Source organism: Carnobacterium viridans (genome assembly GCF_900102725.1).
Lineage (GTDB): Bacteria > Bacillota > Bacilli > Lactobacillales > Carnobacteriaceae > Carnobacterium_B > Carnobacterium_B viridans.
In genome coordinates this window covers 2,054,536-2,080,000 of record NZ_FNJW01000008.1, presented here as the reverse complement: position 1 = coordinate 2,080,000, position 25,465 = coordinate 2,054,536, and the positions used below count along the sequence as shown (strand labels likewise).

29 protein-coding genes are annotated in these 25,465 nt (G+C 35.0%); 11 read left to right on the top strand and 18 right to left on the bottom strand.

Annotated elements, in window-relative coordinates; translation table 11 throughout:
* Window positions 1-16 precede the first annotated feature (16 nt).
* The 3 genes from BLT48_RS11450 to yugI form a co-directional block, all read right to left on the bottom strand.
* Window positions 17-1,363, bottom strand: a complete 1,347-nt coding sequence (locus tag BLT48_RS11450; protein ID WP_089978089.1) for a glucose-6-phosphate isomerase — start codon at window positions 1,361-1,363, stop codon at window positions 17-19.
* 131 nt (window positions 1,364-1,494) lie between these two features.
* Window positions 1,495-1,878: a hypothetical protein gene (locus BLT48_RS11445; protein ID WP_035021622.1), complete on the bottom strand. Its 384-nt coding sequence runs from the start codon at window positions 1,876-1,878 to the stop codon at window positions 1,495-1,497.
* A gap of 68 nt (window positions 1,879-1,946) precedes the next feature.
* Window positions 1,947-2,324 carry a S1 domain-containing post-transcriptional regulator GSP13 gene (yugI, locus tag BLT48_RS11440; RefSeq protein WP_035021620.1) on the bottom strand — a complete coding sequence of 126 codons (378 nt, stop codon included), beginning with the start codon at window positions 2,322-2,324 and terminating at the stop codon, window positions 1,947-1,949.
* 227 nt (window positions 2,325-2,551) lie between these two features.
* Between yugI and BLT48_RS11435 the strand changes: the two genes are divergently transcribed.
* The gene (locus BLT48_RS11435) at window positions 2,552-3,733 is read left to right on the top strand and encodes a MalY/PatB family protein (protein ID WP_089978086.1); all 1,182 of its coding nucleotides are present in this window, start codon (window positions 2,552-2,554) and stop codon (window positions 3,731-3,733) included.
* Between the two features lie 50 nt (window positions 3,734-3,783).
* On the opposite strand, the gene BLT48_RS11430 is transcribed toward BLT48_RS11435, so the two are convergent.
* Window positions 3,784-4,374, bottom strand: coding sequence for a peptidylprolyl isomerase (locus tag BLT48_RS11430; protein ID WP_089978082.1), 591 nt, complete (start codon window positions 4,372-4,374; stop codon window positions 3,784-3,786).
* Window positions 4,375-4,575: 201 nt separating this feature from the next.
* Between BLT48_RS11430 and BLT48_RS11425 the strand changes: the two genes are divergently transcribed.
* The 3 genes from BLT48_RS11425 to BLT48_RS11415 all read left to right on the top strand — a co-directional run bounded on the left by BLT48_RS11425 (window position 4,576) and on the right by BLT48_RS11415 (window position 6,912).
* Window positions 4,576-5,079 (top strand): divergent PAP2 family protein, encoded by a 504-nt coding sequence (locus tag BLT48_RS11425; RefSeq protein ID WP_035021613.1) that lies wholly within the window; start codon window positions 4,576-4,578, stop codon window positions 5,077-5,079.
* Window positions 5,080-5,230: 151 nt separating this feature from the next.
* A complete protein-coding gene (locus BLT48_RS11420) occupies window positions 5,231-6,223 on the top strand; it encodes an NAD(P)/FAD-dependent oxidoreductase (RefSeq protein WP_089978079.1) in 993 nt (330 codons plus the stop codon).
* 182 nt (window positions 6,224-6,405) lie between these two features.
* Window positions 6,406-6,912 carry a phosphatidylglycerophosphatase A family protein gene (locus tag BLT48_RS11415; RefSeq protein WP_089978076.1) on the top strand — a complete coding sequence of 169 codons (507 nt, stop codon included), beginning with the start codon at window positions 6,406-6,408 and terminating at the stop codon, window positions 6,910-6,912.
* A 56-nt stretch (window positions 6,913-6,968) separates the two neighbouring features.
* On the opposite strand, the gene BLT48_RS11410 is transcribed toward BLT48_RS11415, so the two are convergent.
* Genes BLT48_RS11410 through BLT48_RS11395 form a run of 4 tightly spaced genes read right to left on the bottom strand, consistent with a single transcriptional unit; the run spans window position 6,969 to window position 10,636 of the window.
* Window positions 6,969-7,598 (bottom strand): TIGR01906 family membrane protein, encoded by a 630-nt coding sequence (locus BLT48_RS11410; protein ID WP_176944123.1) that lies wholly within the window; start codon window positions 7,596-7,598, stop codon window positions 6,969-6,971.
* Window positions 7,598-8,362: a TIGR01457 family HAD-type hydrolase gene (locus BLT48_RS11405; RefSeq protein ID WP_035021606.1), complete on the bottom strand. Its 765-nt coding sequence runs from the start codon at window positions 8,360-8,362 to the stop codon at window positions 7,598-7,600. The genes BLT48_RS11410 and BLT48_RS11405 overlap by 1 nt, the downstream gene beginning before the upstream one ends.
* A 31-nt stretch (window positions 8,363-8,393) precedes the next feature.
* The gene (locus BLT48_RS11400; protein ID WP_089978069.1) at window positions 8,394-9,218 is read right to left on the bottom strand and encodes a YutD family protein; all 825 of its coding nucleotides are present in this window, start codon (window positions 9,216-9,218) and stop codon (window positions 8,394-8,396) included.
* Window positions 9,219-9,253: 35 nt separating this feature from the next.
* The gene (locus BLT48_RS11395; protein WP_089978067.1) at window positions 9,254-10,636 is read right to left on the bottom strand and encodes a bifunctional metallophosphatase/5'-nucleotidase; all 1,383 of its coding nucleotides are present in this window, start codon (window positions 10,634-10,636) and stop codon (window positions 9,254-9,256) included.
* Window positions 10,637-11,232: 596 nt separating this feature from the next.
* On the opposite strand from BLT48_RS11395, the gene BLT48_RS11390 reads away from it, so the two are divergent.
* From BLT48_RS11390 to BLT48_RS11370, 5 genes are all read left to right on the top strand, one after another.
* A complete protein-coding gene (locus tag BLT48_RS11390) occupies window positions 11,233-11,961 on the top strand; it encodes an amino acid ABC transporter ATP-binding protein (protein ID WP_023177017.1) in 729 nt (242 codons plus the stop codon).
* A gap of 21 nt (window positions 11,962-11,982) precedes the next feature.
* Window positions 11,983-12,783: a transporter substrate-binding domain-containing protein gene (locus BLT48_RS11385; protein ID WP_089978064.1), complete on the top strand. Its 801-nt coding sequence runs from the start codon at window positions 11,983-11,985 to the stop codon at window positions 12,781-12,783.
* Between the two features lie 66 nt (window positions 12,784-12,849).
* Entirely contained in the window at window positions 12,850-13,497 is a 648-nt protein-coding gene (locus tag BLT48_RS11380) for an amino acid ABC transporter permease (RefSeq protein WP_023177014.1), read from the top strand.
* 43 nt (window positions 13,498-13,540) lie between these two features.
* Window positions 13,541-14,164 carry an amino acid ABC transporter permease gene (locus BLT48_RS11375; RefSeq protein ID WP_034538824.1) on the top strand — a complete coding sequence of 208 codons (624 nt, stop codon included), beginning with the start codon at window positions 13,541-13,543 and terminating at the stop codon, window positions 14,162-14,164.
* A complete protein-coding gene (locus BLT48_RS11370) occupies window positions 14,145-14,603 on the top strand; it encodes an MGMT family protein (RefSeq protein WP_244885822.1) in 459 nt (152 codons plus the stop codon). The genes BLT48_RS11375 and BLT48_RS11370 overlap by 20 nt, the downstream gene beginning before the upstream one ends.
* A gap of 4 nt (window positions 14,604-14,607) precedes the next feature.
* On the opposite strand, the gene BLT48_RS11365 is transcribed toward BLT48_RS11370, so the two are convergent.
* The 8 genes from BLT48_RS11365 to BLT48_RS11330 form a co-directional block, all read right to left on the bottom strand.
* Window positions 14,608-15,066 (bottom strand): GNAT family N-acetyltransferase, encoded by a 459-nt coding sequence (locus BLT48_RS11365; RefSeq protein WP_089978060.1) that lies wholly within the window; start codon window positions 15,064-15,066, stop codon window positions 14,608-14,610.
* A gap of 6 nt (window positions 15,067-15,072) precedes the next feature.
* The gene (locus BLT48_RS11360) at window positions 15,073-15,513 is read right to left on the bottom strand and encodes a VOC family protein (RefSeq protein ID WP_035021601.1); all 441 of its coding nucleotides are present in this window, start codon (window positions 15,511-15,513) and stop codon (window positions 15,073-15,075) included.
* An 88-nt stretch (window positions 15,514-15,601) separates the two neighbouring features.
* On the bottom strand, window positions 15,602-16,411 hold the full coding sequence (locus BLT48_RS11355; protein WP_035021599.1) for an aldo/keto reductase family protein: 810 nt from the start codon (window positions 16,409-16,411) through the stop codon (window positions 15,602-15,604).
* Window positions 16,412-16,573: 162 nt separating this feature from the next.
* Window positions 16,574-17,140: a polymer-forming cytoskeletal protein gene (locus BLT48_RS11350; protein ID WP_176944122.1), complete on the bottom strand. Its 567-nt coding sequence runs from the start codon at window positions 17,138-17,140 to the stop codon at window positions 16,574-16,576.
* 192 nt (window positions 17,141-17,332) lie between these two features.
* Window positions 17,333-17,599 carry a toxin-antitoxin system YwqK family antitoxin gene (locus BLT48_RS11345; protein WP_035021596.1) on the bottom strand — a complete coding sequence of 89 codons (267 nt, stop codon included), beginning with the start codon at window positions 17,597-17,599 and terminating at the stop codon, window positions 17,333-17,335.
* Window positions 17,600-18,093: 494 nt separating this feature from the next.
* Window positions 18,094-19,038 (bottom strand): alpha/beta hydrolase, encoded by a 945-nt coding sequence (locus BLT48_RS11340; RefSeq protein ID WP_035021595.1) that lies wholly within the window; start codon window positions 19,036-19,038, stop codon window positions 18,094-18,096.
* A 435-nt stretch (window positions 19,039-19,473) separates the two neighbouring features.
* Window positions 19,474-19,758 carry a DUF1697 domain-containing protein gene (locus tag BLT48_RS14235; RefSeq protein WP_226776713.1) on the bottom strand — a complete coding sequence of 95 codons (285 nt, stop codon included), beginning with the start codon at window positions 19,756-19,758 and terminating at the stop codon, window positions 19,474-19,476.
* A 52-nt stretch (window positions 19,759-19,810) separates the two neighbouring features.
* Window positions 19,811-20,731 (bottom strand): alpha/beta fold hydrolase, encoded by a 921-nt coding sequence (locus BLT48_RS11330; protein ID WP_035021594.1) that lies wholly within the window; start codon window positions 20,729-20,731, stop codon window positions 19,811-19,813.
* Window positions 20,732-20,912: 181 nt separating this feature from the next.
* On the opposite strand from BLT48_RS11330, the gene BLT48_RS11325 reads away from it, so the two are divergent.
* Both BLT48_RS11325 and BLT48_RS11320 read left to right on the top strand, forming a co-directional pair.
* The gene (locus BLT48_RS11325) at window positions 20,913-21,692 is read left to right on the top strand and encodes an ABC transporter ATP-binding protein (protein WP_089978057.1); all 780 of its coding nucleotides are present in this window, start codon (window positions 20,913-20,915) and stop codon (window positions 21,690-21,692) included.
* 221 nt (window positions 21,693-21,913) lie between these two features.
* Window positions 21,914-23,320: a hypothetical protein gene (locus BLT48_RS11320; protein ID WP_176944121.1), complete on the top strand. Its 1,407-nt coding sequence runs from the start codon at window positions 21,914-21,916 to the stop codon at window positions 23,318-23,320.
* A 96-nt stretch (window positions 23,321-23,416) separates the two neighbouring features.
* On the opposite strand, the gene BLT48_RS11315 is transcribed toward BLT48_RS11320, so the two are convergent.
* Both BLT48_RS11315 and BLT48_RS11310 read right to left on the bottom strand, forming a co-directional pair.
* The gene (locus tag BLT48_RS11315; protein ID WP_280513134.1) at window positions 23,417-24,370 is read right to left on the bottom strand and encodes an ATP-binding cassette domain-containing protein; all 954 of its coding nucleotides are present in this window, start codon (window positions 24,368-24,370) and stop codon (window positions 23,417-23,419) included.
* Window positions 24,363-25,454, bottom strand: coding sequence for an ABC transporter ATP-binding protein (locus BLT48_RS11310; protein WP_023177002.1), 1,092 nt, complete (start codon window positions 25,452-25,454; stop codon window positions 24,363-24,365). The genes BLT48_RS11315 and BLT48_RS11310 overlap by 8 nt, the downstream gene beginning before the upstream one ends.
* Window positions 25,455-25,465 lie beyond the last annotated feature (11 nt).

Below are 25,465 nucleotides of genomic sequence, written 5' to 3'. Positions count from 1 at the left end.
TTTCGATACATCTAAATTACAGACGTGCGTTTAATTCTTTACCTAATTCTTCGAATCCTGGTTTTCCTAGCAAAGCAAACATATTTTTCTTGTATGCTTCTACACCTGGTTGATCAAATGGATTTACACCATTTAAGTATCCAGATAGACCGATTGCGATTTCAAAGAAGTACATCATGTAACCCAATGTATAAGCATCTTGTTGAGGAATCGTTAAGATCATGTTAGGTACATCTCCGTCAGTATGAGCTAAAAGAGTTCCTTGGAAAGCTTTGGTATTTACGAAATCGATACCTTTTCCTTCTAAGTAACCTAATCCGTCTAAATCTTCTTTAGTAGAGGGAATAGCAATATCGAATTTTGGTTTATCTACTTTAATAACTGTTTCAAAGATATTGCGTTGTCCTTCTTGGATGTATTGACCCATTGAATGTAAATCAGTAGAGAAGTTTACACTTGAAGGATAGATTCCTTTTTGGTCTTTACCTTCTGATTCTCCAGCCAATTGTTTCCACCACTCTGAAAAGTATTGCAATGATGGTTCATAGTTAACTAAAATTTCAGTATCTTTTCCTTTACGGTAGAAGACATTACGCAATACAGCATATTGATACGCTTCATTTTCTTCGATTTTATCATTAGAAAATTCTACTGATGCATCTGCAGCACCTTTCATCAATTGGTCAATATCTGCTCCACTAGCTGCAATTGGCAATAAACCTACTGCTGTTAATACAGAGAAACGTCCACCAACATCATCAGGAATGATAAACGATTCATAACCTTGTGCATTTGCTTCTTGTTTCAAAGCACCGCGTTCTTTGTCTGTAGTAGCGTAAATACGAGATTTAGCTTCTTCAGAGCCGTATTTCTTTTCTAATAATTCTTTAAATACTCTAAAAGCAATAGCTGGTTCAGTAGTTGTACCTGATTTAGAGATAATGTTTACTGAGAAATCACGGTCTCCAATTACTTGGATCAAGTCATGTAAATAGCTTGAACTAATGCTGTTTCCAGCAAAGAGAACTTGTGGTGCCCTACGAGTTTCTTTATCAATCAAGTTAACGAAAGAATGGTTCAAGAAATCAATCGCAGCTTTTGAGCCTAGATAAGATCCTCCAATTCCAATAACAACCAGAATTTCTGAATCGCCTTGGATTTTTTTAGCTGCTGTTTTGATACGAGCAAATTCTTCTTTAGCATAATTTTTTGGCAAATCGATCCAACCTAGGTAATCGCTACCTGCTCCAGTTCCTTTACGCAACATTTCATCAGCAGTTGTAACCTGTTGTTGTAAGTTCGTAATTTCATGTGGTTGTACAAATTTTTCAATATTTGAATAATCAAATTTAATATGACCCACGTAAACCCCTCCAATTAATTGTTTTAAAGAATAAAAAACACTATTCTCATACTCTTTAACTTTAGTTGTTTTAGTCAAAAAAAGCAAGAAAAAACGGCATTTCTCGAATGAGAAGTACCGTTTAAAAAAACCTATTTAAATTGCGGGACTCCTGAGATTTCCCATTTTTCTAATGTTTTTGTGAGTTCATCAGAATGTAGCCAGGTTAGTGAGTGATCGCCGCGTTCAGTTAGAAGTCTATAATCGGCTTCTTCATCATAAAATTCAAAAACAAATAAAGGGATACGGTTGTCATTAACTACTGCATTTGTCAGTTCATATAAATTCAAATCAGTTGCTTTAATAGGTAAAATGGTTTTTAGCGTCTCTAATATCGTAGCTAATCCTGTTTTAACATCACTGATTTCGGTGGTAGGGAATGAATGCACTTCAGCTTCTACTTTCACTAAAAAAACATACTTTCCTTCTGGTCCTTTTGCCATTATAGTTCCAGCTACCCATCTTTTCTCTGTCATTAGTTTACACCTCTACCTATAGTTTTAAGCTCATTTGTTTGGTTTACAATAGGTCAATAATCTCTTTACTACATTACCCTGTTTTTTTCATCTTCTTTAGCTTCTTCGATCCATTTTGGCATTGACTCTTTTATTGTAGCAAAACCTAACTTCCCGATTTTTTCATGGTGTTGTCTTCTTTTCTTAGGATGGTATTGAAAAGTTGTATTTTCTTCTAATGTTCTTAAAGATAAACTGACTTTTTTTGTATATTCATCAATATCTAATACCATCACTTCAATTTCGTTCCCTACTGTTAGAACTTCATTTAAGTCTTTAACAAAACCGTGTTTGCATTCTGAGATATGGATAAGCCCTTGTGTTTCTTCATCAAGTGAAACAAACGCTCCATAAGGTTGAATTCCAGTAATTTTGCCTTTAATGACCATGCCAATTTTATACTTCATCCTATCACCTCGCTTATCCATTTCTAGAGTATTTTTTGTTCTACTTTTATTTTAGCATAAATAAACACAAAACGTATTTAGAATACGTTTCCATATTTTTTAAAATTAGACTTGCTTCATGGTACAAGCTTCAAAAGAGGCATCATAGAAAAAATTCTTTTAATCGTTTTTTAATAGTATACTTAACCCTATAATAGAAACTAACTTTTGATTGGAGGAATAGTTGTATGACATGGAACTTTGATGAACAAATTGATCGCAGTGCGCAAAATAGTATTAAATGGGGGTATTCAAAAAGATTATTTGGAGATGAAGCTGTTTTACCTATGTGGATAGCGGATATGGATTTTGCTAATTCGCCTTTGATTTTAGATGCTTTGAAAAAAATAATGGATCAACGTATTATAGGTTATGCGTTTCCTCCTGATTCTCTCTACCAAGCTATCATAGACTGGCAAAAAAAACGACATAACTTACAGCTGACACCCAAGGATATTTTATTTTCTCCGGGAGTAGTTCCGAGTATTGCATTGTTGATTCAAACTTTTACAAACGAACAGGAGACTGTGATGATTCATGACCCCGTTTACACCCCTTTTGAAAATATGATTACATTGAATAACCGAAAAGTCATTCGAAGTTCGTTGATTATTGAAGATGGTTTGTTTAAAATGGATTTCATCGATATAGAACAACAGTTTATAGAAAAAAATGTAAAACTATTTATTTTAAGCAACCCACATAACCCTGGAGGCCGTGTGTGGAACAAACAAGAGTTGGCTCAATTAGCTGACCTTTGTCAAAAATACCACGTGGTTTTATGCAGCGATGAAATACATGGCGATCTTATTTATCAACCACATGAGTTCATTTCAGTTGCAACCATTAAAGAACAATACAAAGACTTTGTCATTACTCTAACGGCGGCTACTAAAACATTTAACTTAGCTGGAATAAAAAATTCAATGATTTTTGTTCAAAATGAAGATTTGCGTAATGCATTGGTTGTAGCTCAAGCAAAAACCGAACAAAATGGCATCAATACGTTTGGTTACGCAGCAACCGAAGCCGCTTTTACAACAAGCGAATCATGGTTAGAAGAATTAATGGTTTATTTAAAAAATAACCTAGATACGATTTGTACGTTTTTTGATACTGAATTACCTGAAGTTTTTTATATGAGACCTCAAGGAACATACTTACTGTGGTTTGACTGTTCTTCTTTAAACATCCCTGATAAGCAATTGGCAAATCATTTTGCACAAGTCGGGAAAATCGGTTTAAATGCTGGTTCCGATTATGGTCCTTCGGGAACAAACTACATGCGACTAAACTTCGCTGCTCCTCATGAAACTGTTGTTGAAGGTTTAAAGCGTATAAATTATGCTTTTGAACACCCAAAAGATTAAGTGGAAAATAAACGAGCAACAGACATGACCGTCTGTTGCTCGTTTTCTTTTTAGTTTAATTCAATGCTTTCAATAACAATATCGTTTACTGGTTTGTCTTGAGGTCCGCGTTTTACATTTTGGATTGAATCCACAATGTCCATTCCTTCAATAACATGACCAAAAACAGTATGACGGTTATCTAACCAAGGTGTTCCGCCATTTTCTTTATATGCTTCAACAATCTCTACAGGGTAACCCGCTGCTTCAAGTTGACCAACCATATTTGCTGGCGTTTGAGAGGCTGACACGATAAAGAATTGGCTTCCGTTTGTATGTGGACCTGCATTAGCCATTGAAAGAGCACCTTTAAGATTAAATGCTTTATCTGAAAATTCATCTTCAAAAGAACTTCCCCAGACACTTTCTCCTCCCATACCTGTTCCAGTTGGGTCTCCCCCTTGAATCATAAAATCAGGGATAACACGGTGGAAGATAATTCCATTGTAGTAACCACTTTCTGCTAATTTAACAAAGTTTTCTACCGCTTTAGGGGCAATTTCAGGGAATAATTTAATTTTAAGATCTCCCATTGTTGTTTTAATGGTAGCAACTTGTTCATTACCTGCTACTTCATTTGATAATTGTGGAAATTCAGACATTTTATCGTCCTCCTATTTTTTATATTTACTTCTCTATCATACCGAAATCTTGCTTGCATTGCCATTTTTTTTAGCAATCGAACATAAAACAACTTACTTCTATTTCTTTTTTTCTATCCTTAACACTTTTTTGTCAAAGAAAAGGTTGTTTCATGTTATGATATGAAATAGATTATTGAATTTTTTAAAGGATGGTACACTATGCTTATTTTAACGAACTTTCCGCTTGTTGCGGCTTTTACAGCTATTACATTTGCACAAATCATTAAAGTTCCAGTAGCTTTTCTACTACAAAGAAAAACAACTTGGGCATTAGCTACTTCTACTGGCGGAATGCCTAGTTCACATTCAGCAGCGGTATCTGCTCTTATTACAGCTCTAGCTCTTCAGTATGGTGTTGCTTCACCTTTTGTAGCTATCGCAAGTACCTTTGGAGTCATTGTTATGTTTGATTCTATGGGTGTTCGCCGACAAAGTGGCGAACAAGGTATCTTATTAAATCAATTAGTGGTTGATTTTCATATGTTGAGTAAAAAAGTGGTTAAACTTTCTCACGATTCGGCAGCCCTCGTTGATGAACAAACTGAACGCCACTTAAAAGAGTATTTAGGCCATAAGCCGATTGAAGTTTTCTTTGGGATTCTTACCGGTATCTTAGTTGCTTTTGCTACCCAAGCTATATTGACTTACTTTTCTATTTTATAATCTTTCTGCACCTTTTTATTGGTCCTTATAGCTGCCTTGAAAGATATACGCAGTTAAAGGACCATTTTTATTTCCAGCTATAATTACATATGTCTTATATGCTATACTTTAAGACAATTTGAAAAAAATGCGTCATTGGAGGAATTTAGTTTTGGATACTACTAAAGAAGTCTTTGATATTACGATTATTGGTGGTGGACCCGTTGGCATGTTTGCTGCTTTTTACGGCGGGATGCGCAATGCAAAAGTTAAAATAATTGAAAGTTTGCCTCAGTTAGGTGGACAGTTGAGTATGCTGTATCCTGAAAAAAAAATCTATGATATCGCAGCGCTGCCCGTAGTGACGGGACAAGAATTAATTGATAACCTTTCTGAGCAAATCGCTCGTTTTGACCCTACGATTTGTTTAGAAGAAGAAGTGATTGATGTCATTAAAAATGATGATGGACTATTCACATTAACAACTGCCAAAAATGTCCACTATTCAAAAGCAATTATTATTACTGCTGGTAATGGAGCGTTTCAACCTCGTAGATTGGAATTGTACCAAGCCGATGAGTACGAAGGCAATACCCTTCATTATTATGTGAATAATATTGAGCAGTTTAAAGACCGGACGGTAGCAATTTGCGGTGGTGGCGATTCTGCGGTCGATTGGGCGCTGGCTCTTGAACCCATTGCAAAAAAAGTTTATCTTATTCATAGAAGAAATAAGTTTAGAGCTCTGGAACATAGCGTTTCCTTGCTCGAACAATCAACTGTTGAGATGATCACTCCTTATATCCCTGTGGCAATTAAAGGGCATCATCCGCAGATTGAATCTGTTCAATTAAAAGAAGTCAGAGGCGAAAGTGAAAAAGAACTTGAAATCGATGATTTTTTGATCAATTACGGATTTACCTCTTCCATTGGACCCATGAAAAAATGGGGATTTGATGTGAAACGAAATGAAATCCCCGTCAACACAAAGATGGAAACTACAGTTCCTGGTATTTATGCAGCGGGTGATATTTGTACTTATGATGGCAAAATCAAATTAATTGCAACTGGTTTCGGAGAAGCTCCAACTGCCATTAACAATGCCATGAGTTACATCAATCCAGATGAAAGAGTACAACCCATGCACAGCACAAGTCTATTTTAAAAAGCGGTTAAATCATGATTTATCTAAGTCACAATTTGCTTAGTTCTGCTACAAATCACCGAGTACGATTCTAAATTTTGGTATTGGTCTGCTCATTTTGAGTAATTTGTTAAATAGTTATTGCAAGTCATTTGTTCAGCTTTCCAGTATAATTAAACTATACTTAAAACGGAGGGATATAAATGGTAAAAGATTCAAATGAGTTACACAAAAAAGCTTTAGAGTTATTAGACCAACGCGGTGTCAAATTAAAAGATATTGCCGAATTAGTTATGTTTTTACAACAGTCTTATATTAACGATTTATCTTATGAAGTTTGTTTAGAACACGTAGAAGCCGTTCTCAAAAAAAGAGAAGTCCAAAATACGGTCTTAACGGGAATTCAATTAGATATTTTAGCAGAGAAAAAACAATTGATGAATCCTTTACTGGATATCATTGTCGAAGATGAAGGACTTTATGGTATTGATGAAATCCTAGCTCTTTCTATCGTAAATGTCTATGGTTCAATTGGGTTTACCAACTATGGTTATATTGATAAAATCAAACCCGGCATTCTAAAAAAATTAAACAGTCATGATGACAACGAAGTTCATACATTCTTAGATGATATCGTTGGAGCTATTGCAGCAGCCGCTGCTAGTCGTCTAGCACATGCTCAACCCACCAAAAGTGATATTACACAATAATCATAAATTAGAAATAAGACCCCACTACTCAAATTTGAGTAGTGGGGTCTTATTTTTTAATGAAACGCTTTTCGTTTAGTGTAAAAATACCCAAAAATAATTTGTAGTTCAATGAACACGAAAGCTAAAATAAAACAATGCATAAAGAAGGTTTCTGGCAATGCTAAAATAATCGGATCCGTAGAAGGATTGAACAGCCAAGCATCATTATTAAAGAAAACTTTATGGAAAGCTACAAATAACTGATCAAAGCTGACAGCTATCATGAAGAGAACCACAAATGGAACAGCTATTGCAACTTGAAATGGACGAACTAATTTCCAGAATAACTTATTTTTTTTGATGTAGCGAAGATAAAAAAATGAACTTACCGCAGTAATCATGGCAATAACATAATCTAAAATAAACAAACGTTTGACTTCATAAAAATGAAACAACCCGCTTTCTGAACTTGGAAAATCCAAAAAGTTCAATTCAGTTACCCATGGCAAGTTCAAATAATTTAATAATACTCGATAGTTTTCCATTAATGTTTCTTTTGACAACCCAACATTTTGAGAGATCTTTAAGTAATCAATATCAAAAGCATATAGTGGTGTCAAATTAATCGTTAATACGATAGATAATGATACGATAAATAAAAACAGACTAATCATTCCTACTACATGAAAAACTTTTTCTTTCACTAGAACACCCACTCATCCAATGAATTTAGTAAATAAGTAGGTTGTTCTTCCACAAGTTCTAAATCTGTTAGAGAGGTAAAACCTGTTAGCACTAGTAAAGTATCAACATCATTGTGAATACCAGCTAAAATATCGGTTTCGTAGTTGTCGCCTACCATAATAACTTCTTCTTTTGTTAAACCAATCGTTTTGATGGCTTCTTCCATAATGATTGCTTCTGGTTTCCCGATAAAAGTAGGCTGTACTCTTGTTGAAGCTATCAATAAGGCTACTAATGAACCAGCACCAGGTACTAATCCTTTATCACTCGGTATATTGGTATCTTTATTTGTCGCGATAAAGCGAGCCCCTTTATGAATAGCTAAAGTCGCAATTTCAAAATCATGATACGTAACTTGGCGATCGATTCCCACAACCACGTAATCCGGATTTTCTTCATCTTCAATAAAGCCTGCACTTTTCAACGCGCTTCTAAGTCCTGTTTCTCCTATAATGTAGACTTTTTTTCCTCCACCAAGTGAAGTGAGATAGTCTGCAGTCGCTAACGAGCTCGTGTATACCTCTTTTGCAGACGTTTGAACACCAAAGTTTTGAATTAAATTATCAGCAACTTCTTTTTGTGTTTTAGAAGAGTTATTTGTAACAAATAAGTAAGGAATCTTTTTTTCTTGCAGTCTTTTAATGAATCGCGCAGCCGCTGGAATAGGCTCTTTCCCACGATACATGGTTCCATCTAAATCAATTAGATATCCTTTATACTTCATTTAATTAACCCAACCTTTATCTTTTATTCATTTATTTTGGAACAACTTTACGACGGATACTATATTGGCGTTTCCCTTTAGCATCCTTTACTGTTTCAACTGTTTCTTTTGGACTATTTTTTTCAACCGATTTCTCAACAGGCGAAATTTCCTTTTTGACAAAATCTTTTTTAGCTTTTACTCTGTCGGATGACTTTTTAGGTGTTGCTGTCGTGCTTTGTTTTGAATCTGATCTTTTTGGTTGAACTGGTTTAATCACTTTTTCGTTTGTTGGACTTTTGCTTTTTTGTGTTCTGCGTCTTTTAGGTTTGCTCGTTTTAATACGTTCTTTTTTGTCGTCTATGCGTTGCAAAACAAAATAAGGACAGCCAAAATTACAGTACTCGTACAAATAATCCTGCAGATTAGCAATGCGTTGATCTTGGGGAACTTTCCGATTACGGTTATCGTAAAAACCTTTCAACCGCATTTGTTCAAAACCCCAGTCCGCTACAACATAATCGTATTTATTTAAAATTTCGCTGTAACGCTCACCTAATCGCTCTGCATCAAAAGCATCTCGATAATTTTGTACAATTTCGAATTTTTTGCCTTCTATCATAATAGTAGTAGCATCAATTCTTTGAACAACTGGTTCCTCAACTGGTTTAATTAATTCTTGTACGTCTTTATCAAAAGTATGTTCACCTGAGTCTTCAGTGTTGTGATTTTCTTCTATTGCAGTTGTAGCCGATTGCGATTCTTTCACTCGTTTTTTGGGTCTTGGTTTAATCGGTCTTTTTTTTGCCGGAACGGCTTTTTTTGAGGGTCTTACCTCTTGAGTTCGTTCTGCAGTTGTTTCGTTTTCACTTGTCATTGCGTTCACCTACTTTCATCATTCATTCATCATATTCATTTATCTGTTGGGTAATGATTTTTTAAATATTGACCGACAACATTGCGTATAAAATAAGGAAACAGTACTTCATTTTCCCCTTTAATTTCAATCGTCGGAAAAAACGGGATAAACATAAAATGATCTACTGTAGCAAATGTGTACCGTTTGGTTCGCTCTACCTTCTTACCTAACCAAGAGACTTCTCCGGTTATTTTATCATATGCTACTCCATTGTAACAGATTTCGCCAAAAATTTTCCCTCTAAATCCAATACCTTTAATCGGGAAGTTTCTCAAGAACAAGCGGTTTTTTTCCATTTCATAAATCATACGAATAAGATCTTCACCATATAGTGTGCACCTTAAAATACGCATAGGATGAGGCAAAATCTTGTGCAAATCGTTTTTCGTAACCGTTCCTTCAACCAATGGCTGCATGAATAATCCTGCATTTAAAATAGCTGCATCTGTGCGAGCATATTCTTTAAGAGCTTCCAATCCAACTTCTACAAGTTCAGACTTGCCATGCCAATTTATTGGAAAAGTTGCTGGAGTGGCTGCAATTACTTGTTCATTCAGCAACTGATGTCCCTTTTGTTCATAACCTTCAATCATCTTATTTTCATTTTCAGGTGCCGTTATTGTAGCCGTTTCTTTAACAGTTGCCTTAGCAGCTATGATTTTATTTCTTTCAATCTCTAATTCAATATGGCCAACGTATTGACCGTATTTACCGGCTGCTGCAAGCAATGTATTTCTGAACACTTTGCCATGTGCCAATAAGTGATGTGTGTGTGAACCAATAATAACGGAGATCATTGGATACAATTCAGCAATTCGTTGGTCTTCACCAATTCCTAAATGAGACAGCAATATAACCGAATCAACTAGAGGAGTTAGCAATTCTAAAATATCTCCAATCACTTCATCTGGATTTTTCACGTTCCATCCAATTGGTTTATAACTCGTAGGAAAAGGAGCGGTCAGTCCAAACAAACCAATCTTATGACCGGATGCTGTTTGAACGATGTGGAAAACTTTTGCCCATTCTGGGGGGAATCCTGTATTTTCATCAACTAAATTTGAAATAACAACAGGAAAATTAGCCTCATCATATAAATGGTTCAGTTGATTTTTAGAACTTCCAATTCCTTCATTATTCCCAATTGTAACGGCATCATACCCTACTTCATTTAGCAGTTGGATGTTTGCTTTTCCATCTGTAGCTTCTGTCAAAGGATGGACTCGATCACAGGCGTCTCCAATGTCAAATGAAAATACTGTTTCATTTTCTTTTTCCAATCGTTTAGACTCGTCACGTAAATAAGCAGAAATTCTCGGCCAATTTTCAAAGTGAGAATGAATATCGTTTGTATGAAAAATGTGGATACGTTCCATTTGCTTCATCCTTTATTTCTGAAATTTATACTGCTTATATTATACCAATCTTCAAAAAAAATATCTTGTGTATCTAAAGAAGAAACACCCATTAATTAAATTATCCTACAATTGACCTAGATAAGCTTTTGTTTCGCTTGAAAAAAAATAATAATTTGCAAAGCTTCTTCTTTAATGATAAAATTCTCAAGGCTACCATTATTGTAAAATTTCGCATAAAAGATTGGCTATCTTCCTATCATATGGATTTATCAAAAAAGCAAAGTCATCTAACTTTACTTTTTCAAAACTATTCTTCATAATTATGAAGACTTCTATTATATCGCTACTTTTTCCATACCTAAAGTTTTTTTCAATTTAATTGAATGTTTTCTGGACGTGCATTCTTTCTAATAGAACCGTTGGTTTATAAAAATAGAATATTCTATATAACTACTGCAAGCATTAGAAAATTCTCTACTCGTTCTAAGCTTTTTTTAGTGCTCAAAAACAAACTTTTGTTATTCCGCCAGGAAGTATGAAAGAGGTCCTTCCTCTTACATACTTCTTAATTTAATTACTTAAAGAACAACATAGAAAATAAGGAGTGTGTCTAAATGATTGAATTTAAAAATATCGAAAAGTATTACGGTGAATTTCACGCCTTGAAAAATATCAACCTTACCTTTAATCAAGGTGAAGTCGTGGTTGTCATCGGACCTTCTGGTTCTGGTAAAAGTACCATGTTGCGTTGCATCAATGGATTAGAAGATATCTCTGAAGGAGAACTATTGATCAAAGGCACAAATCTTCATGGTAAGAATACAAATATTAATGAGATTCGTAAAAATGTCGGAATGGTTTTCCAACACTTCAACCTCTATCCACATAAAACGGTTTTAGAGAACATTATGTTAGCTCCTATGAAGGTCTTAAAACAATCTAAAGAAGAAGCACAACAAAACGCTGAGAAATTTTTAGATAAAGTTAACATGTTGGATAAAAAAGATTCTTACCCTTCTAATTTATCTGGTGGACAACAACAGCGTGTTGCGATTGCAAGAGGTTTAGCTATGGGGCCAAGTGTTTTATTATTTGATGAGCCTACTAGTGCACTAGATCCTGAGACGATTGAAGATGTACTTGACGTTATGAAAAAATTAGCTAAAGAAGGTATGACAATGATCGTTGTTACCCATGAAATGGGATTCGCGCGTGAAGTTGCGGACCGTGTTATTTTTATGGCCGATGGAGAAGTCCTTGAAGACCGTGAAACAGTATCGTTCTTTGAAAATCCAAAAGATGAACGTGCTAAACAATTCTTAAGCAAAATTATCAATCATTAATTTAATAGGAGGATTTTTCAGATGAAAAAAACAAACAAACCATCTCTTTTTCTTCTCTTACTCCTGCCTGTTTTATTTCTTGCTGCTTGTGGTTCTAAAAGTGCAGCTGAAATAGATATAACAGAACGGATAAAAGAAAATCCGACCCTAACATGGGGCGTAAAAGTCGATACAAATCTTTTTGGTCTTTACGACATTCAATCCAGTGAGATCAGAGGTTTTGATATCGATATTGCTAAAGCTATCACTAAAGAACTTACTGGAGATGCCGATAATGCAGAATTTGTTGAAGTAACTTCTAAAACACGGATTCCTTTATTAAAAAATGGAAACATCGATGCTATTATAGCAACAATGACCATCACAGAAGAACGAAAACAACAAGTAAACTTTACAGATGTTTACTTTGATGCTGGTCAAGCCTTGTTGGTTCCAAATGACAGTTCTATCCAAAATTTAGAGGATCTATCTGCTGAAACAACTGTATTGGCCGTTAAAGGCTCAACTTCAGCGCAAAATATTCGCAATTTATCTCCTGAGGCAAATGTATTAGAATTAGAAAATTATTCTGAAGCCTTTACTGCTTTACAATCTGGCCAAGGAGATGCTGTTACAACAGATAATGCTATTTTATTAGGGATTATTGCGGATAATCCTGGCTACCGATTAGCCGGAGGAAACTTTACTCAAGAACCTTATGGTATTGCAATAAATAAAGGACAAGATATTTTCTTACAAGAAGTCAATAAGGCCTTGGATACCATCAAAGCTAACGGCGTATACGATGAAATTTACGCTAAATGGATCCCTGAATTGGACTAATCATTTTCAAATTACACCCTATAAGCAGGAAATTACTGCTAAGAAATAATAAAGCGAGGTGCACCTATGCTAACGATCTTAACAACCTACTCCGATGTTTTAATCGATGGGTTTCTAAATACACTGTATTCAAGTATCATTGCCTTATTTTTCAGTCTGATCATTGGGACATTAATGGCAATCTTTCAATTATCTAAAACAAAATGGATCAAAGGTTTGGCAAATGCTTATGTTGAGTTCTTTAAGAATATTCCTCTTTTGATCATTGTGATGTTCTTTTATGTAGTCGTGCCTTTATATTGGTTCTCTATTGATGGTTTTGTAGCTGGTACGATTGGTTTAACAATCTACACTTCTGCATTTATTGCAGAAACGGTTCGTGCCGGAATCATGGGCGTGCCAAAAGGTCAAACAGAAGCTGGACTTTCAACAGGCTTGACTCAAAATGAAACGATGCGTTATATTATTTTACCGCAAGCCTTCAAAATCGTTATCCCGCCGCTTGGCAATCAATTTATTAATTTAGTAAAGAACTCATCTGTTCTAGCAATGGTTACAGGTCTAGACTTGATGTATCAAGGTGATCTGATCGCCAGTGAGACATTTAATACGTTTGACACGTATATTTTAATTGGTTTAATTTACCTCATCATTACATTACCTTTAACTTACTTGATGAGTTATATCGAACGCCGCTTAAATGTAACATCTTAAAAGGAGGAGAAATCATTTGACTATTATAGAAGCTTTTTCATGGATGAACATCCGCTTCTTACTGGATGGACTTCTCGTTACAGTAGAAGTAGCCTTACTTTCCATTATTTTCAGTTTCATTATTGGAGCTATTTTAGGATTGCTTCGCTATATGAAAATTCCCGTTTTTTCGAAAATCGTCGGGGCTATCATTGACTTAATACGTAATTTACCATTATTATTAATTATCTTTTTTACTTATTTCGCCTTACCACAAATTGGTATTCGTTTAGATATCTTTTGGTCAGCCGTAGCTGCTATGACGATTTTTGAATCTGCTATGCTTTCAGAAATCATTCGTGCTGGTTTAAATTCTGTTCCTTCTGGACAGATGGAAGCTGGTCGTTCAACTGGATTAACTTATCTACAAACCTTGTGGATTATCATTATTCCACAAGCCTTTAAAGCTATGGTACCACCTATTGTCAGCCAATTAGTATCATTGATCAAAGATACTTCATTAGCAACCATTATTTCTTTGCCTGAGTTGACACATAACGCTAGAATTATTTATGGTCAAAATACCACCTATGTGATTCCAATGTTCATCGCTTTAGCGTTCTTCTACTTCATTGTTTGTTACGCATTATCAAAAGTAGCCAAACGTTTTGAAGCAAAATTATCTTAATCAAAATAGCTGTTCACTAAAACTAATTTTAGTGAACAGCTATTTTTTTTCCTTTATTTCAGTTACGATAGAAAAAGATGTTGAAGAAACAAGAAAGGATTTTACTATGACTCCCTATACTGAACGTGTAATCCGTATTATCCAATCTATTCCAAGCGGAAAAGTTATGACTTATGGGCAAATCGCCGCACTTGCTGGAAACGCTCGAGGGGCAAGACAAGTCGTCCGTATTCTCCATTCTATGAGCCAGAAGTATGATTTGCCCTGGCATCGTATCATTAATGCTAAAGGTGAAGTAGCTATCAAAGATGCTGAAGGGGTTTTTACTCAAAAAGATCGTTTACTTTCAGAAGGCATAACCTTAACACATTCCGGAAAAGTGGATTTAGCGATTTACCGTCACCATCCCACTTCTGAATTAATAATTGAAGAACAATAAATAATTACTGCAAAATATTCTTATACAAGAACACGTTAGCTTCCGAAGTAATAAACTTCATTTTTCGATAAAAATGATAAGCTGGTACATTTTTATCCGTTACTAACGTGATTGCTTCTAATTCTTTTTTCTGACAGTAGTCTTCTAAATGCATCATCATTTCTTTTCCCACACCTTTTTGTTGACACTGTGGATGAACGTAAAATTCATCCACATAAACTTCATCTCCAGACCAAAATGTTCGTTCAACTCCGAATAATGCACCAACAATGGTAGACTTATCCACATAAACAAAGCCAAACGAACGTTTTCGGTGTATAAACTCTTGTAGATGGCTTTTAGCAGTATTTTTTGTCCATTTTTCATCCCAGGGTTTGCTGTTATACACAGTTATCAACAGTTCTGCACACAAATCTAAATCAAACTTAGTCAATTCTCGAATTTCCCCATTTTTCTCTTTCAAAAAAACCTAACCTTCTTCCATTATCAGCATATCATTCTCATCAAATTTCCAACTCGCACTATAGGCTACTTCCCAATGATAACCATCTAAATCTTGAAAATATCCACTATATCCGCCCCAACTAACTTTCTCAGGTTCTTTAACAATCGTTCCACCATTTTGTTTTACAAGGGTAACCATCTCGTCTACTTCCTTTTCTGACTTTAGGTTGCAGGCTAGTGTGATCCCATTAAATCCCCTTTCTGGAATTACTGGTGGATTTACTTTATTAATATCTTTTGCCAATTCTTCAATTGGAAAGAGCTCTAATTTGCTGCCTTGATTATTGAAAAATGCAATAGGTGGTTCTTCTACTTTTTCATAGGTTTTAAAACCTATGCTTTTATAAAAGTGTAAAGCAACTTTCAAGTCTCTTACTCCTAGGCAAATTAAATTAATGCGATTCATCTTAACTCCTCCTATTAGATTAATTTTAAACATTTATTGAGAGTGAAAAAAGCCTATTTAAGTCTTCTAACTTAAATAAGCTAATAATTTACAGTGTTTCAATTATAAATTGATCTTCTTTGGTTAATTCAAAATCAAATAACTCTAAATTAGCTGTTTGATGCTCTTTGTTATGGGATTTAGGGATAACCACAACCCCTCTTTGGATTTGGTAACGCAATAAAACTTGTCCCCAATTTTTTCCATAATTTTCAGCAATTTTATTTAACGTTTCCATTTGTTCTTGAGTAACTTTGCTTAATGGCCCCCAAGCTTCTGGCACAATATTCTTACTCGTTAAATAATCGATTAATTCATGATTCCATGTATGTGGATTAGATTCAATTTGATTTACTACTGGTTGAATCCGAGCAAAGTTACGCACCTTTTCCAACATATCAATGGTGAAATTGGATACTCCAATCGATTTGATTTTCCCATTATCTACAAATGACTCTAGAACTTCCCATGTTTGTTTCAATTTTTCATCATCTTCAATCGGATGATGGATTAAGTACAAATCAATATAATCCGTTTGTAAATTTTTCAAACTATTTTGTATCGTTTGATTGATCACCTTTTTTGAACCAATATATGCTTCATCTGAAGGGATTTTTGTGGTGATAAAAAATTCTTCACGAGGAATGCCGCTTTCAAAAATAGTAGCTCCGACTCCTTCTTCATTTCGATAAGAAATTGCTGTATCAATCAACCGATAACCAGTTTGTATGGCAGATTTTAATGAACTAAAATCATTAGTCAAAGCTCCATTGTATTGATTATCTGCTTTGCCATAAGTATTCGTTCCAGTTCCAACTACTGGTATATCTACTCCATTTGCTAACGTAATCATTTGCATCGAATCACTCCCTTAAAAAGAATATCTTCAATTTCAATAATAATGATTCTATTGGTCGTTAGTCAAGTTTAGGCCCTTTTTTCCCAATGACTTCAGTACCCAAAAAAACCATCTTGCCTTTTAAGTAACTAAAGACAAGATGGTTGATTAAGATTCAATTTATTATTCAGCTACAGTTGTTTCTCCAGTTACAGTGCCTGCATCTAATACTGCAGAATCCATTAATTCTTGAGTAGCAAATGTAAGATTTCCTTCAATAGTTGAATCAGCAAGTTCGAATCCTTCAGCTTCTACTACAACATCTCCAACAAATGTTCCGTTTTGAATTTTAAAGTTTGGAGATTCAACAGTCATTGTTGGTGCTGTTAAAGTAAATTCATCTGTAACTTTGTGATCTTCATCTTGTGCATACAAAGCTAATTTACGGTAAACATCTCCACTTTCTTCCCCTTTATCATGGAAAGTTCCAGCTACAACGATGTCATCAGTTACTGTTACATCATCTGTGATTGCGTAGATCCAAGTTCCGTCTTCGCTAAGTCCAGCTAAAACGTCTGCTGGATCATTGCTGATTGAAGCAGTTGTAACAACTTCTGTACTTTCAACAGCTGAAGAAGCTGATGATTCTTTTTCTGCTGTATCTTCGTTATTTCCACAACCTGCTGCAAAAATAATAAGTGATGCACAAGCCCCTAAAAATAGTGCTCTTTTTTTGTTTGTTTTAATCATAATGTATCCTTACCTCCAATTTTTTTATGCGTTTCCAAAGCTATCAATACAATTTATTAAGAAGTGTTGATCCGCCTTAACAACTACAAATATAGTGTACAACATCTTTGTGAATTATTCAACTTGTATTTGTTATTTAAATGGCCTTTTTTTAATTTGTGACAAAAAATAGTATTTTAAGGAGATAAATCATTATTTCTTTTCTTTACCCCTAACAAATTGAACTTCTTTTTCAACCTGTCCATCTTGGTAATAACGAATCCACTCACCATTTTTTAGATCATCCTCTAAGCATCCAACTTGCCACAGTTCTCCACTTTTACGGTAAAATTTCCAGTCTCCTTGCATCTTTCCATCAAAAGAACCTATGGCTTTTATTTTTCCATTTTCAAAATAATGTGTTCGTATCCCTTCTTTAGTCACTTGCTTGATTTGTCCATTTTTATAATATTCTTGCATAGTATCTCTCCTTGTGAATAAATTCCAAAGCTCGTCCATTATAAGCCATACTTGTTTTTAATTTTCTTCTTGTTCCAAAATAAAGGAACTATATACTAGTTCTATTTTCTTATCTAATGTGACTAATAAATGATCTATAAAGTGCGGCAATGAATGTACGCGAACAGCATTTTCTGCTACATCTAAAACAATAGGCGAGACATCTCCAAAGTTTTTTGATTTAAGAATAATAGCAACTTTTCCATTTGTATTTTCAAGTAAGTCTACCCTATCTGATCATTCTATTTTCCAACCATAAGCTAGGTTATACGTCGTTGTTGGGACATCTTTTCGATTAGTCAATGCAAGGTTCACTCCTCTTAAAGCCTTTTCATATAGTATAACTTAAATCCAAACTTTCCCCAATAATGAACTATCCTTAAAAACTTATAAAAAATAGGACCCCAAAAATTAAATTTAACTTTTGATGTCCTAAATTACTTACTATTGTCAAATTAACTCTCCATATGCTCAAGCACAAACTCTTGAACTTTTTGTTTATAGACTTCTTTATTTTGCTCGTAAGAGTCCGCATGATCGGCGTTGGGTGCGATATATAGTTTTTTAGGTGATGAATTAGCTTCATACACATCATACACCATATCTGTCGGCACAAATTTATCTTCTGCACCATGGATAAAGAGCATTGGAACTTTATTCTTTTTAATTTGTTCTACTGTATCAGCTTCTCCAAACCAATAATCAGAACGTACCTTTGTTACTAAACTGGTAACTGGAATCAATGGAAATTCAGGTAGATCATACATATCTTTCAATTGATACGCCAGCTCACCATTTAAAGAGCTATACCCACAATCTTCTACAATTACCTTAACATTATCCGGTAAATCTTCTCCACTAACATTCATGACCGTTGCTCCGCCCATGCTGATCCCATATAGAGCTAGTTCAGCATCTGCGCCTACTTTATCAATCATCAATTGGATCCACTGCAAGTAGTCCTTTCGTTCATGCCAACCAAAACCGATGTAGTCTCCTTCACTCGTTCCATGTCCACGAGCATCGGGAACAAGTACATTAAACCCCATATCATGGTACAACTTAACATAAGGTGCCATCTGTTCTAAGTTACCTGCATATCCATGAGCCAATATCGCTACTTTTTTAGAAGCAGAATCTCCTTCAATATAGATCCCCGAAAGCTCCAATCCATCCTCGGATTCAATCGATACTTTTTCGCGCTCGACAGCATCGTACCATTTCTTTTCTTCCAACCATGGATCTTCAGGGTCATAATCTCCATCAACATCAGCTGCTTCAATAAAATCCTTTTGATTGATGGCCACAGCTACATCATAAAAATAATTCCCTGCAAATCCTAATCCAATAATAGCCACTGCCACCAAAACAGCTAAACCTATTCCTAATTTTCTTTTCATTTACTCACACTCCACTAGTTTGTTAATCGAACCCTATAACCATTCAGTTTATTCTACCCTTTTCTTGTATAAATATGAACCACTCAAGAATACAAGGCTGAGAAAAAGTCTCATTTCCATATTCATAATTGCGGTTCGTATTATGTTGAAAAAAACTTCTCCTTACACCGTTATCTACTAATTCTCTAAAAATTCAAGCAATTTAAGGGTCGTATTTCGATTCCTGATCGTTACCTTTTTATAGAAAGGTTGACCGGCTAATTTTGAATAATAGGTCTTACTGTAATTCTGTTTAAAAGAGGAGGACCAAAAGATAACTTGCTCTCCTATATAGACTTTTTCATAATCAGTATTAATAGTCGAGAGAAGTTCAACAATTTCTTTTTTATTCACTGAAGACACTAAAAATAAAGCATTGTGCCTGTAGTCTTCATCTTATCCCCACCAAAATGGAATACTTGCTAATTCCGTTTGGTACTTCTCATCAGAAATAATTACAACATCAATTGGAAAAACAAAGTTATCCGATAAAATTTTTTGGCATTTTTCTAAAACGTCCTTTTCATTGTCTTTTTCACTTTCCACAATTAAATTGCCACTATTAATATGAGACCTGACATTTGTAAATCCCGCGTTGATTAAATGCTGTTTTAACTCACTCATTGGAACTCGATTTTTCCCTCCAACATTGACTCCTCGTAATAAGATAATAAATTGCATATGACCACACCCCTTTATCTGTTTAGTTGATATTCCTAAATAGATTCACTATTTAAGGAGTACTCCATATAAAGTCAGCAACCAATTTATCTACTTGCGTATTTTCATGTAGTTGACTATGAGAGGTCTGTGATCCAGTAACGATTTCCTCATGATACTCGATTCCATTGGTTTGCATTAAATGGCCAATAGATAATGCGCTTCTCATAGGAACCGTTCCATCTCCATCTGACCCATCTTGTACATCTCCAACGATATTTAACAATGGAGTATCTTTGGGGTACTGTTGGATACCAGCAGCAAAATCATTATATCGTTGACTAATGACTAATGGACCATCCTGGATCAATGCATCAAGCGACTGCTCTTCATTGCCTGTTACAAAATCATTAAATGGTGCTCCAATTGCAACAAATTTATTCACTATTGGCAGTGAATCGTCATCTCCGTATGTGACTAGATAGCGAAAACTGCTTACTCCACCCATTGAGTGACCGACTAGGTTTACTTCTTCAATCTGATACGTTTGTTTTAAATAGACTAAAACAGCTTTGATCCAATCTGCTTGGTTCCATTCATTATTTTTATTATCTGCAAACAACACTTGAATCATGGGATTATTTGGTTCATTTCTCCATTCCCCAATTCCAGAAATAAAGCCATCCTGCTGAACGGTTAGTGTTAATTCACTTTTTCCCCAACTATTCTCTTCAAATCGAGAAAGCATTCCGTTAAAACTGCCTGCTGTTCCTCCATATCCATGAATAAACAGCGTCGGGACTGCCGTTTGATGAGTTGTTAATGGATCCGAAGAATCACTATTGGAACTCATTTTTTCACTTGTATTGGTTGACTGCTCCTCATTAGTTGTTTGGTTTTCATTAACCGATCTAGTGTTTTCCTGGTTTCCACAACCCATGACTATAATGCTTAACAAGATGACTAAGAAAGGAAAATAAACCTTATTTCTCATACATTACCACTCCCAACTACTTCTAACTATAATAAACTATAGTGTTCAGTATAAAGCAAAATCATTTTTTATTTCCAAGATTTTTTTTGTGTAGTTCATTTTACTATAGACTTTTGTTATACTAAAAAAAACATGTTATATAATAAACAGAACGAATGACTCACATAAGGAGAATGCCTAAATGATAGAATTCAGAACTGTTTCAAAATCTTATAACAATAAGCAAGCATTAAAAGACGTTTCTTTTACTATCCGTTCTGGAGAAATTTTTGGTTTAATCGGACATAATGGTGCTGGAAAATCAACCGCCATCAAATCGTTGGTCAGTATCATTGAACCGAGCAACGGCACTATTTTAGTGGATGGAGAAGATATTGCAACTAACCGTCTTGCTATAAAAAAGAAAATCGGTTATGTTCCCGACTCTCCAGATATGTTTTTACGTTTATCAGCTATGGAATATTGGGATTTGATTGCTGTTGCTTACGAAATTCCTGAAGAAGAAAAAGACAAACAACTTTTAAAGTTAATGACTCTATTCGATATGGTGGAAAACCAAGCTCGTATGATTAGTTCTTTTTCACATGGAATGCGTCAAAAAACCTTTGTTATAGGTGCCTTACTATCAGATCCGGAAATATGGGTGTTGGATGAACCCATGACCGGATTAGATCCACAAGCCGCCTATGATTTGAAAGAATTAATGAGGCAACATGCAGCAAAAGGGAACACTGTGTTGTTCTCCACTCATGTATTAGAAGTAGCACAGCAGCTTTGCGACCATATTGCGATTCTCAAGAACGGTGAAATCTTGTATGATGGGACGGTTGAGGAACTGCAAGCAGAAAATGAAGACCAATCATTGGAGACAATTTATTTAAAAATGGCAGGAAGAACTCAAGCGGAAGAAGAACAACCTAGCAGCGAGATTGATTTGTCTTCTCCAGAAAGGAGAGGATGAGTATGCGGATGCAAGCTATTAAACAGCTGGCTAAAATAAGTCTAATTTCTGCTAATCCTCATCTGGTCGAGAAAAAAAGGGCGACATCTTCATATCCACCATACATGGCTATTCTTTTGCAAAATAGTCTTATGTTGTTTATATTTTTTCTATTGTATAGTTTTATATTTTTCTTCATAGACTTTACCCAGTATCCTGGTATGTTTACTACTTATATTGTAATGTTCATTGTCATGGCTGTCCTGCAAGGGTTCTATTTAATTTATAATTTATTCTATGAGTCAAAAGATCTCATTCATTATCTTCCTCTACCATTCACAGGAAGTGAAGTTTTCACAGCCAAGCTGGCTGTCCTTGCACTATTGATGTTGCCGTATTTAATTCCAGTCTTATCCTTATTTTTGCTGTTAGGGCAGGATGCAGGGCAGCCTATTCTCATTACTATTATAATTTCATTTTTTTTGTTTCTGTTACTAATAGTAGTGATCATTTTCTTTTCTGTGATTTTGGTCCATCTGATTACAAAACTAGCAGTGTTCAGAAAAAATAAACAAGCCGTCACAACGACTCTTTATACTTTGTCCAGTTTAGGAATGACAGCTGTCATCCTTTTTATTTCTTCCATGGATCAAGAAGCGGATATTCCTTATGGCCAAGTCTTACCTGATTATCGAGTGATTCTTTTTGTTCAATCATTCCATCAGGTCTTATTGAATCCCCTCAGTTTAAATGCTTGGTTCGGTATCTTTTTATGGGTTGCGCTACTAGCTATTCTGGCGTTGATTGTATTTAAATCGGCTGTTCCCGGATTTTATAGGGAAGAAGAATTGGATGTAAGAGCTAGACAAAAGAAGGCAAAAAACCAGCAAAAAGACCACTCAACTGGTTTAGAGAAACCTCTCATTTCTGTTAATCGAACCTTATGGAAATATAACTTTGGCCTTATTCAAGAGGGTACACTTATCATGCAACATTTGAGTTCAAGTATCGTTTTCCCTGTCATTATCCTATTAGGTCCAATTTTTACGAATGGAATTTATTTAGGAGATATGACTTTGCAGTATTGGGCTTTGTTTTTCTTTGCTGGATTCGCGTATGCTTTTCTTACATTGAGTGCAACCTCTATTATTGGTGTTATTATCTCACTAGATAGAGAAAATTTTATGTACCTAAAGTCTTTACCCTTTTCGATGAAAAACTACTTAAAGCAGAAATTTTTATTCGCATTTATAGTGGAAACTTTGATTCCACTTATTCTAGGGATAGTTTTTATTTTCATTGCAAAACTACCATTATTATTGGGAGTACTATTCTTAGCTGGTCTCATCATTGGAATTTTCTTACTATGTCATCATTACTTTGCCCGAGATTTCCGTCTATTATATTTGGAATGGCAGAATCTTACAGAATTATTCAACAGAGGAGGAGTCTTCATTCAATTTGTTAGCCTTTTTAGTTCACTCATTATTGGGCTAATATCTATTCTCCTCATTAATTACTTTTTAAATAACTTAACTCCTATCTGGCAAACGATTGTATCTGTGTTAACAGCTGCTATCCCAATATTGGCGTGTGTTAGCACTGTGAAGTGGTACAACAAGCGCTTCTGGTCTCATTTAAGTGATTAATTTATTGAATTCTCAAAAAATGCGATAAGATACTCTATATTGTTGCTTTAAAAATAAAAACCCGTAAATCTATAAAAATAGATTTACGGGTTTTTATTAATTAATCAAATCAATTTTATATTTTTCAATTTCCGGTTGGTTTGCCCATACGAAATGTCCCTCTTTTATTTCAACAAAAGAAGGCTTTTCTACAGAATAATCATGGTTGGATCCATCATAAACAATCAACACTTTTTCTTTTTCTATTTGAGGATCTGGTATAGGCACTGCAGACAGCAGAGATTGAGTATAAGGATGTATTGGATTTGTAAACAACTCTTCTGCTTCTGCTAATTCCACAATTACTCCATGATGGATGACCGCTATTCGGTCAGAAATAAAACGTACGACCGATAGATCATGAGCAATAAACAAATAAGTAAGATTTTTTTCAATTTGCATCTTTTTCAATAAATTAAGTACTTGCGCACGAATGGATACATCTAATGCAGAAATAGGTTCATCGGCAACTACTAACGTTGGATCCATGACCAAAGCCCTAGCGATTCCGATGCGCTGACGCTGTCCACCTGAGAATTCATGAGGATAGCGAGTCAAATGTTCCGGTAACATACCTACCTCTAGAATAATCTCTTCAACTTTTCTTATGCGGTCTTCTTCATTTTCATACAAATGGAAGTTATGCAGTCCTTCTGAAATAATATAATCGATTGTAGATCGTTCATTTAAAGAAGCAGATGGGTCTTGAAAAATCATTTGAATGCTACGTATGATATTGGCATTTTCTTTACGAGATAGTTTTTTATTGATTTTTTTTCCTTCAAAAAGAATATCTCCATTTGTTGTTTCATTGATTCGGATGATGGACCTTCCAATGGTTGTTTTTCCTGAACCAGATTCTCCAACTAAGGATAATGTTTCTCCTTTATAAATATCAAAATTCACATGATTAACGGCTACAAATTTATTTTTTCCTTCTCCAAAAGTCACTTCAAGATCTCTTACAGATAACAAAACTTCCTCTTTTGTCTTTATCTTTGTCTCATTCAAGAACTGCTCCTCCTTCCTTATTACTGCCATAGCCTGTATTTCTCACCATTGCTTTCATCTTTTCATTCAGATTCTGAATAGCTTCCGGCATTTCTACTTTAGGTGAGCGAGGGTCTAGCAACCATGTTTTAGCATAATGTTCATCGTTCACTTTAAAAAAAGGCGGTTCCTCTTCGAAATCGATCTGCATAGCATAAACATTTCGTGGTGCAAATGCATCTCCTACTATTTCTTTATACAACGATGGCGGAGTCCCAGGGATCATGCTGAGTGACTCTCCTTTAATACCCAATTGAGGCATAGAAGAAAGTAAACTCCAAGTATAAGGATGTTTTGAATTATAAAAGATATCTTCAGCTGTTCCATATTCTATAACCTGCCCCGCGTACATAACCGCTACCCGATCTGCAACTGAAGCTACTACTCCTAAATCGTGAGTAATATAAATTGTTGCAAACGAAAATTCTTCTTGTAGGCTTTTGATCAACGTCAATATTTGCGCTTGGATTGTTACATCAAGCGCTGTAGTGGGTTCATCACAAATCAAAATTTTAGGACGGCAAGCCAATGCAATGGCAATAACGATTCGTTGTCTCATACCACCAGAATATTGGAAGGGATATTCATTAAACCGTTCTTTTGCATTGGGGATTCCCGTTTTTTCCATTAATTCAATGGCTAGTTTTTTCGCTTCTCCATTACTCTTTTTTTGATGTTTGATGATCACTTCTGTAATTTGGGAACCGATTGTACGGATCGGATTAAGTGAAGTCATGGGATCTTGAAAGACAGTTGCTATTTCAGCTCCCCTTATGCCTTCCCATTCGCGGTCATTTTTTAGTTCTAATAAATTTTTCTCATTGTATTCAATTTCTCCATTTGCAACAAAACCGTTAGAATCCAACATACCAGTAAACGTCTTTGTTAGTACTGATTTCCCAGAACCTGACTCTCCAACTATCGCTAACGTTTCATTCTCGTATAAATCAAGTGAGATATTGCGAATAGCGGTTAGTACTCGATCGCGAACATTAAATTTAACAGTAATATTTTTTGCTGAAAGGACACTTTTTTCTTTTGACATTTTTCTACACC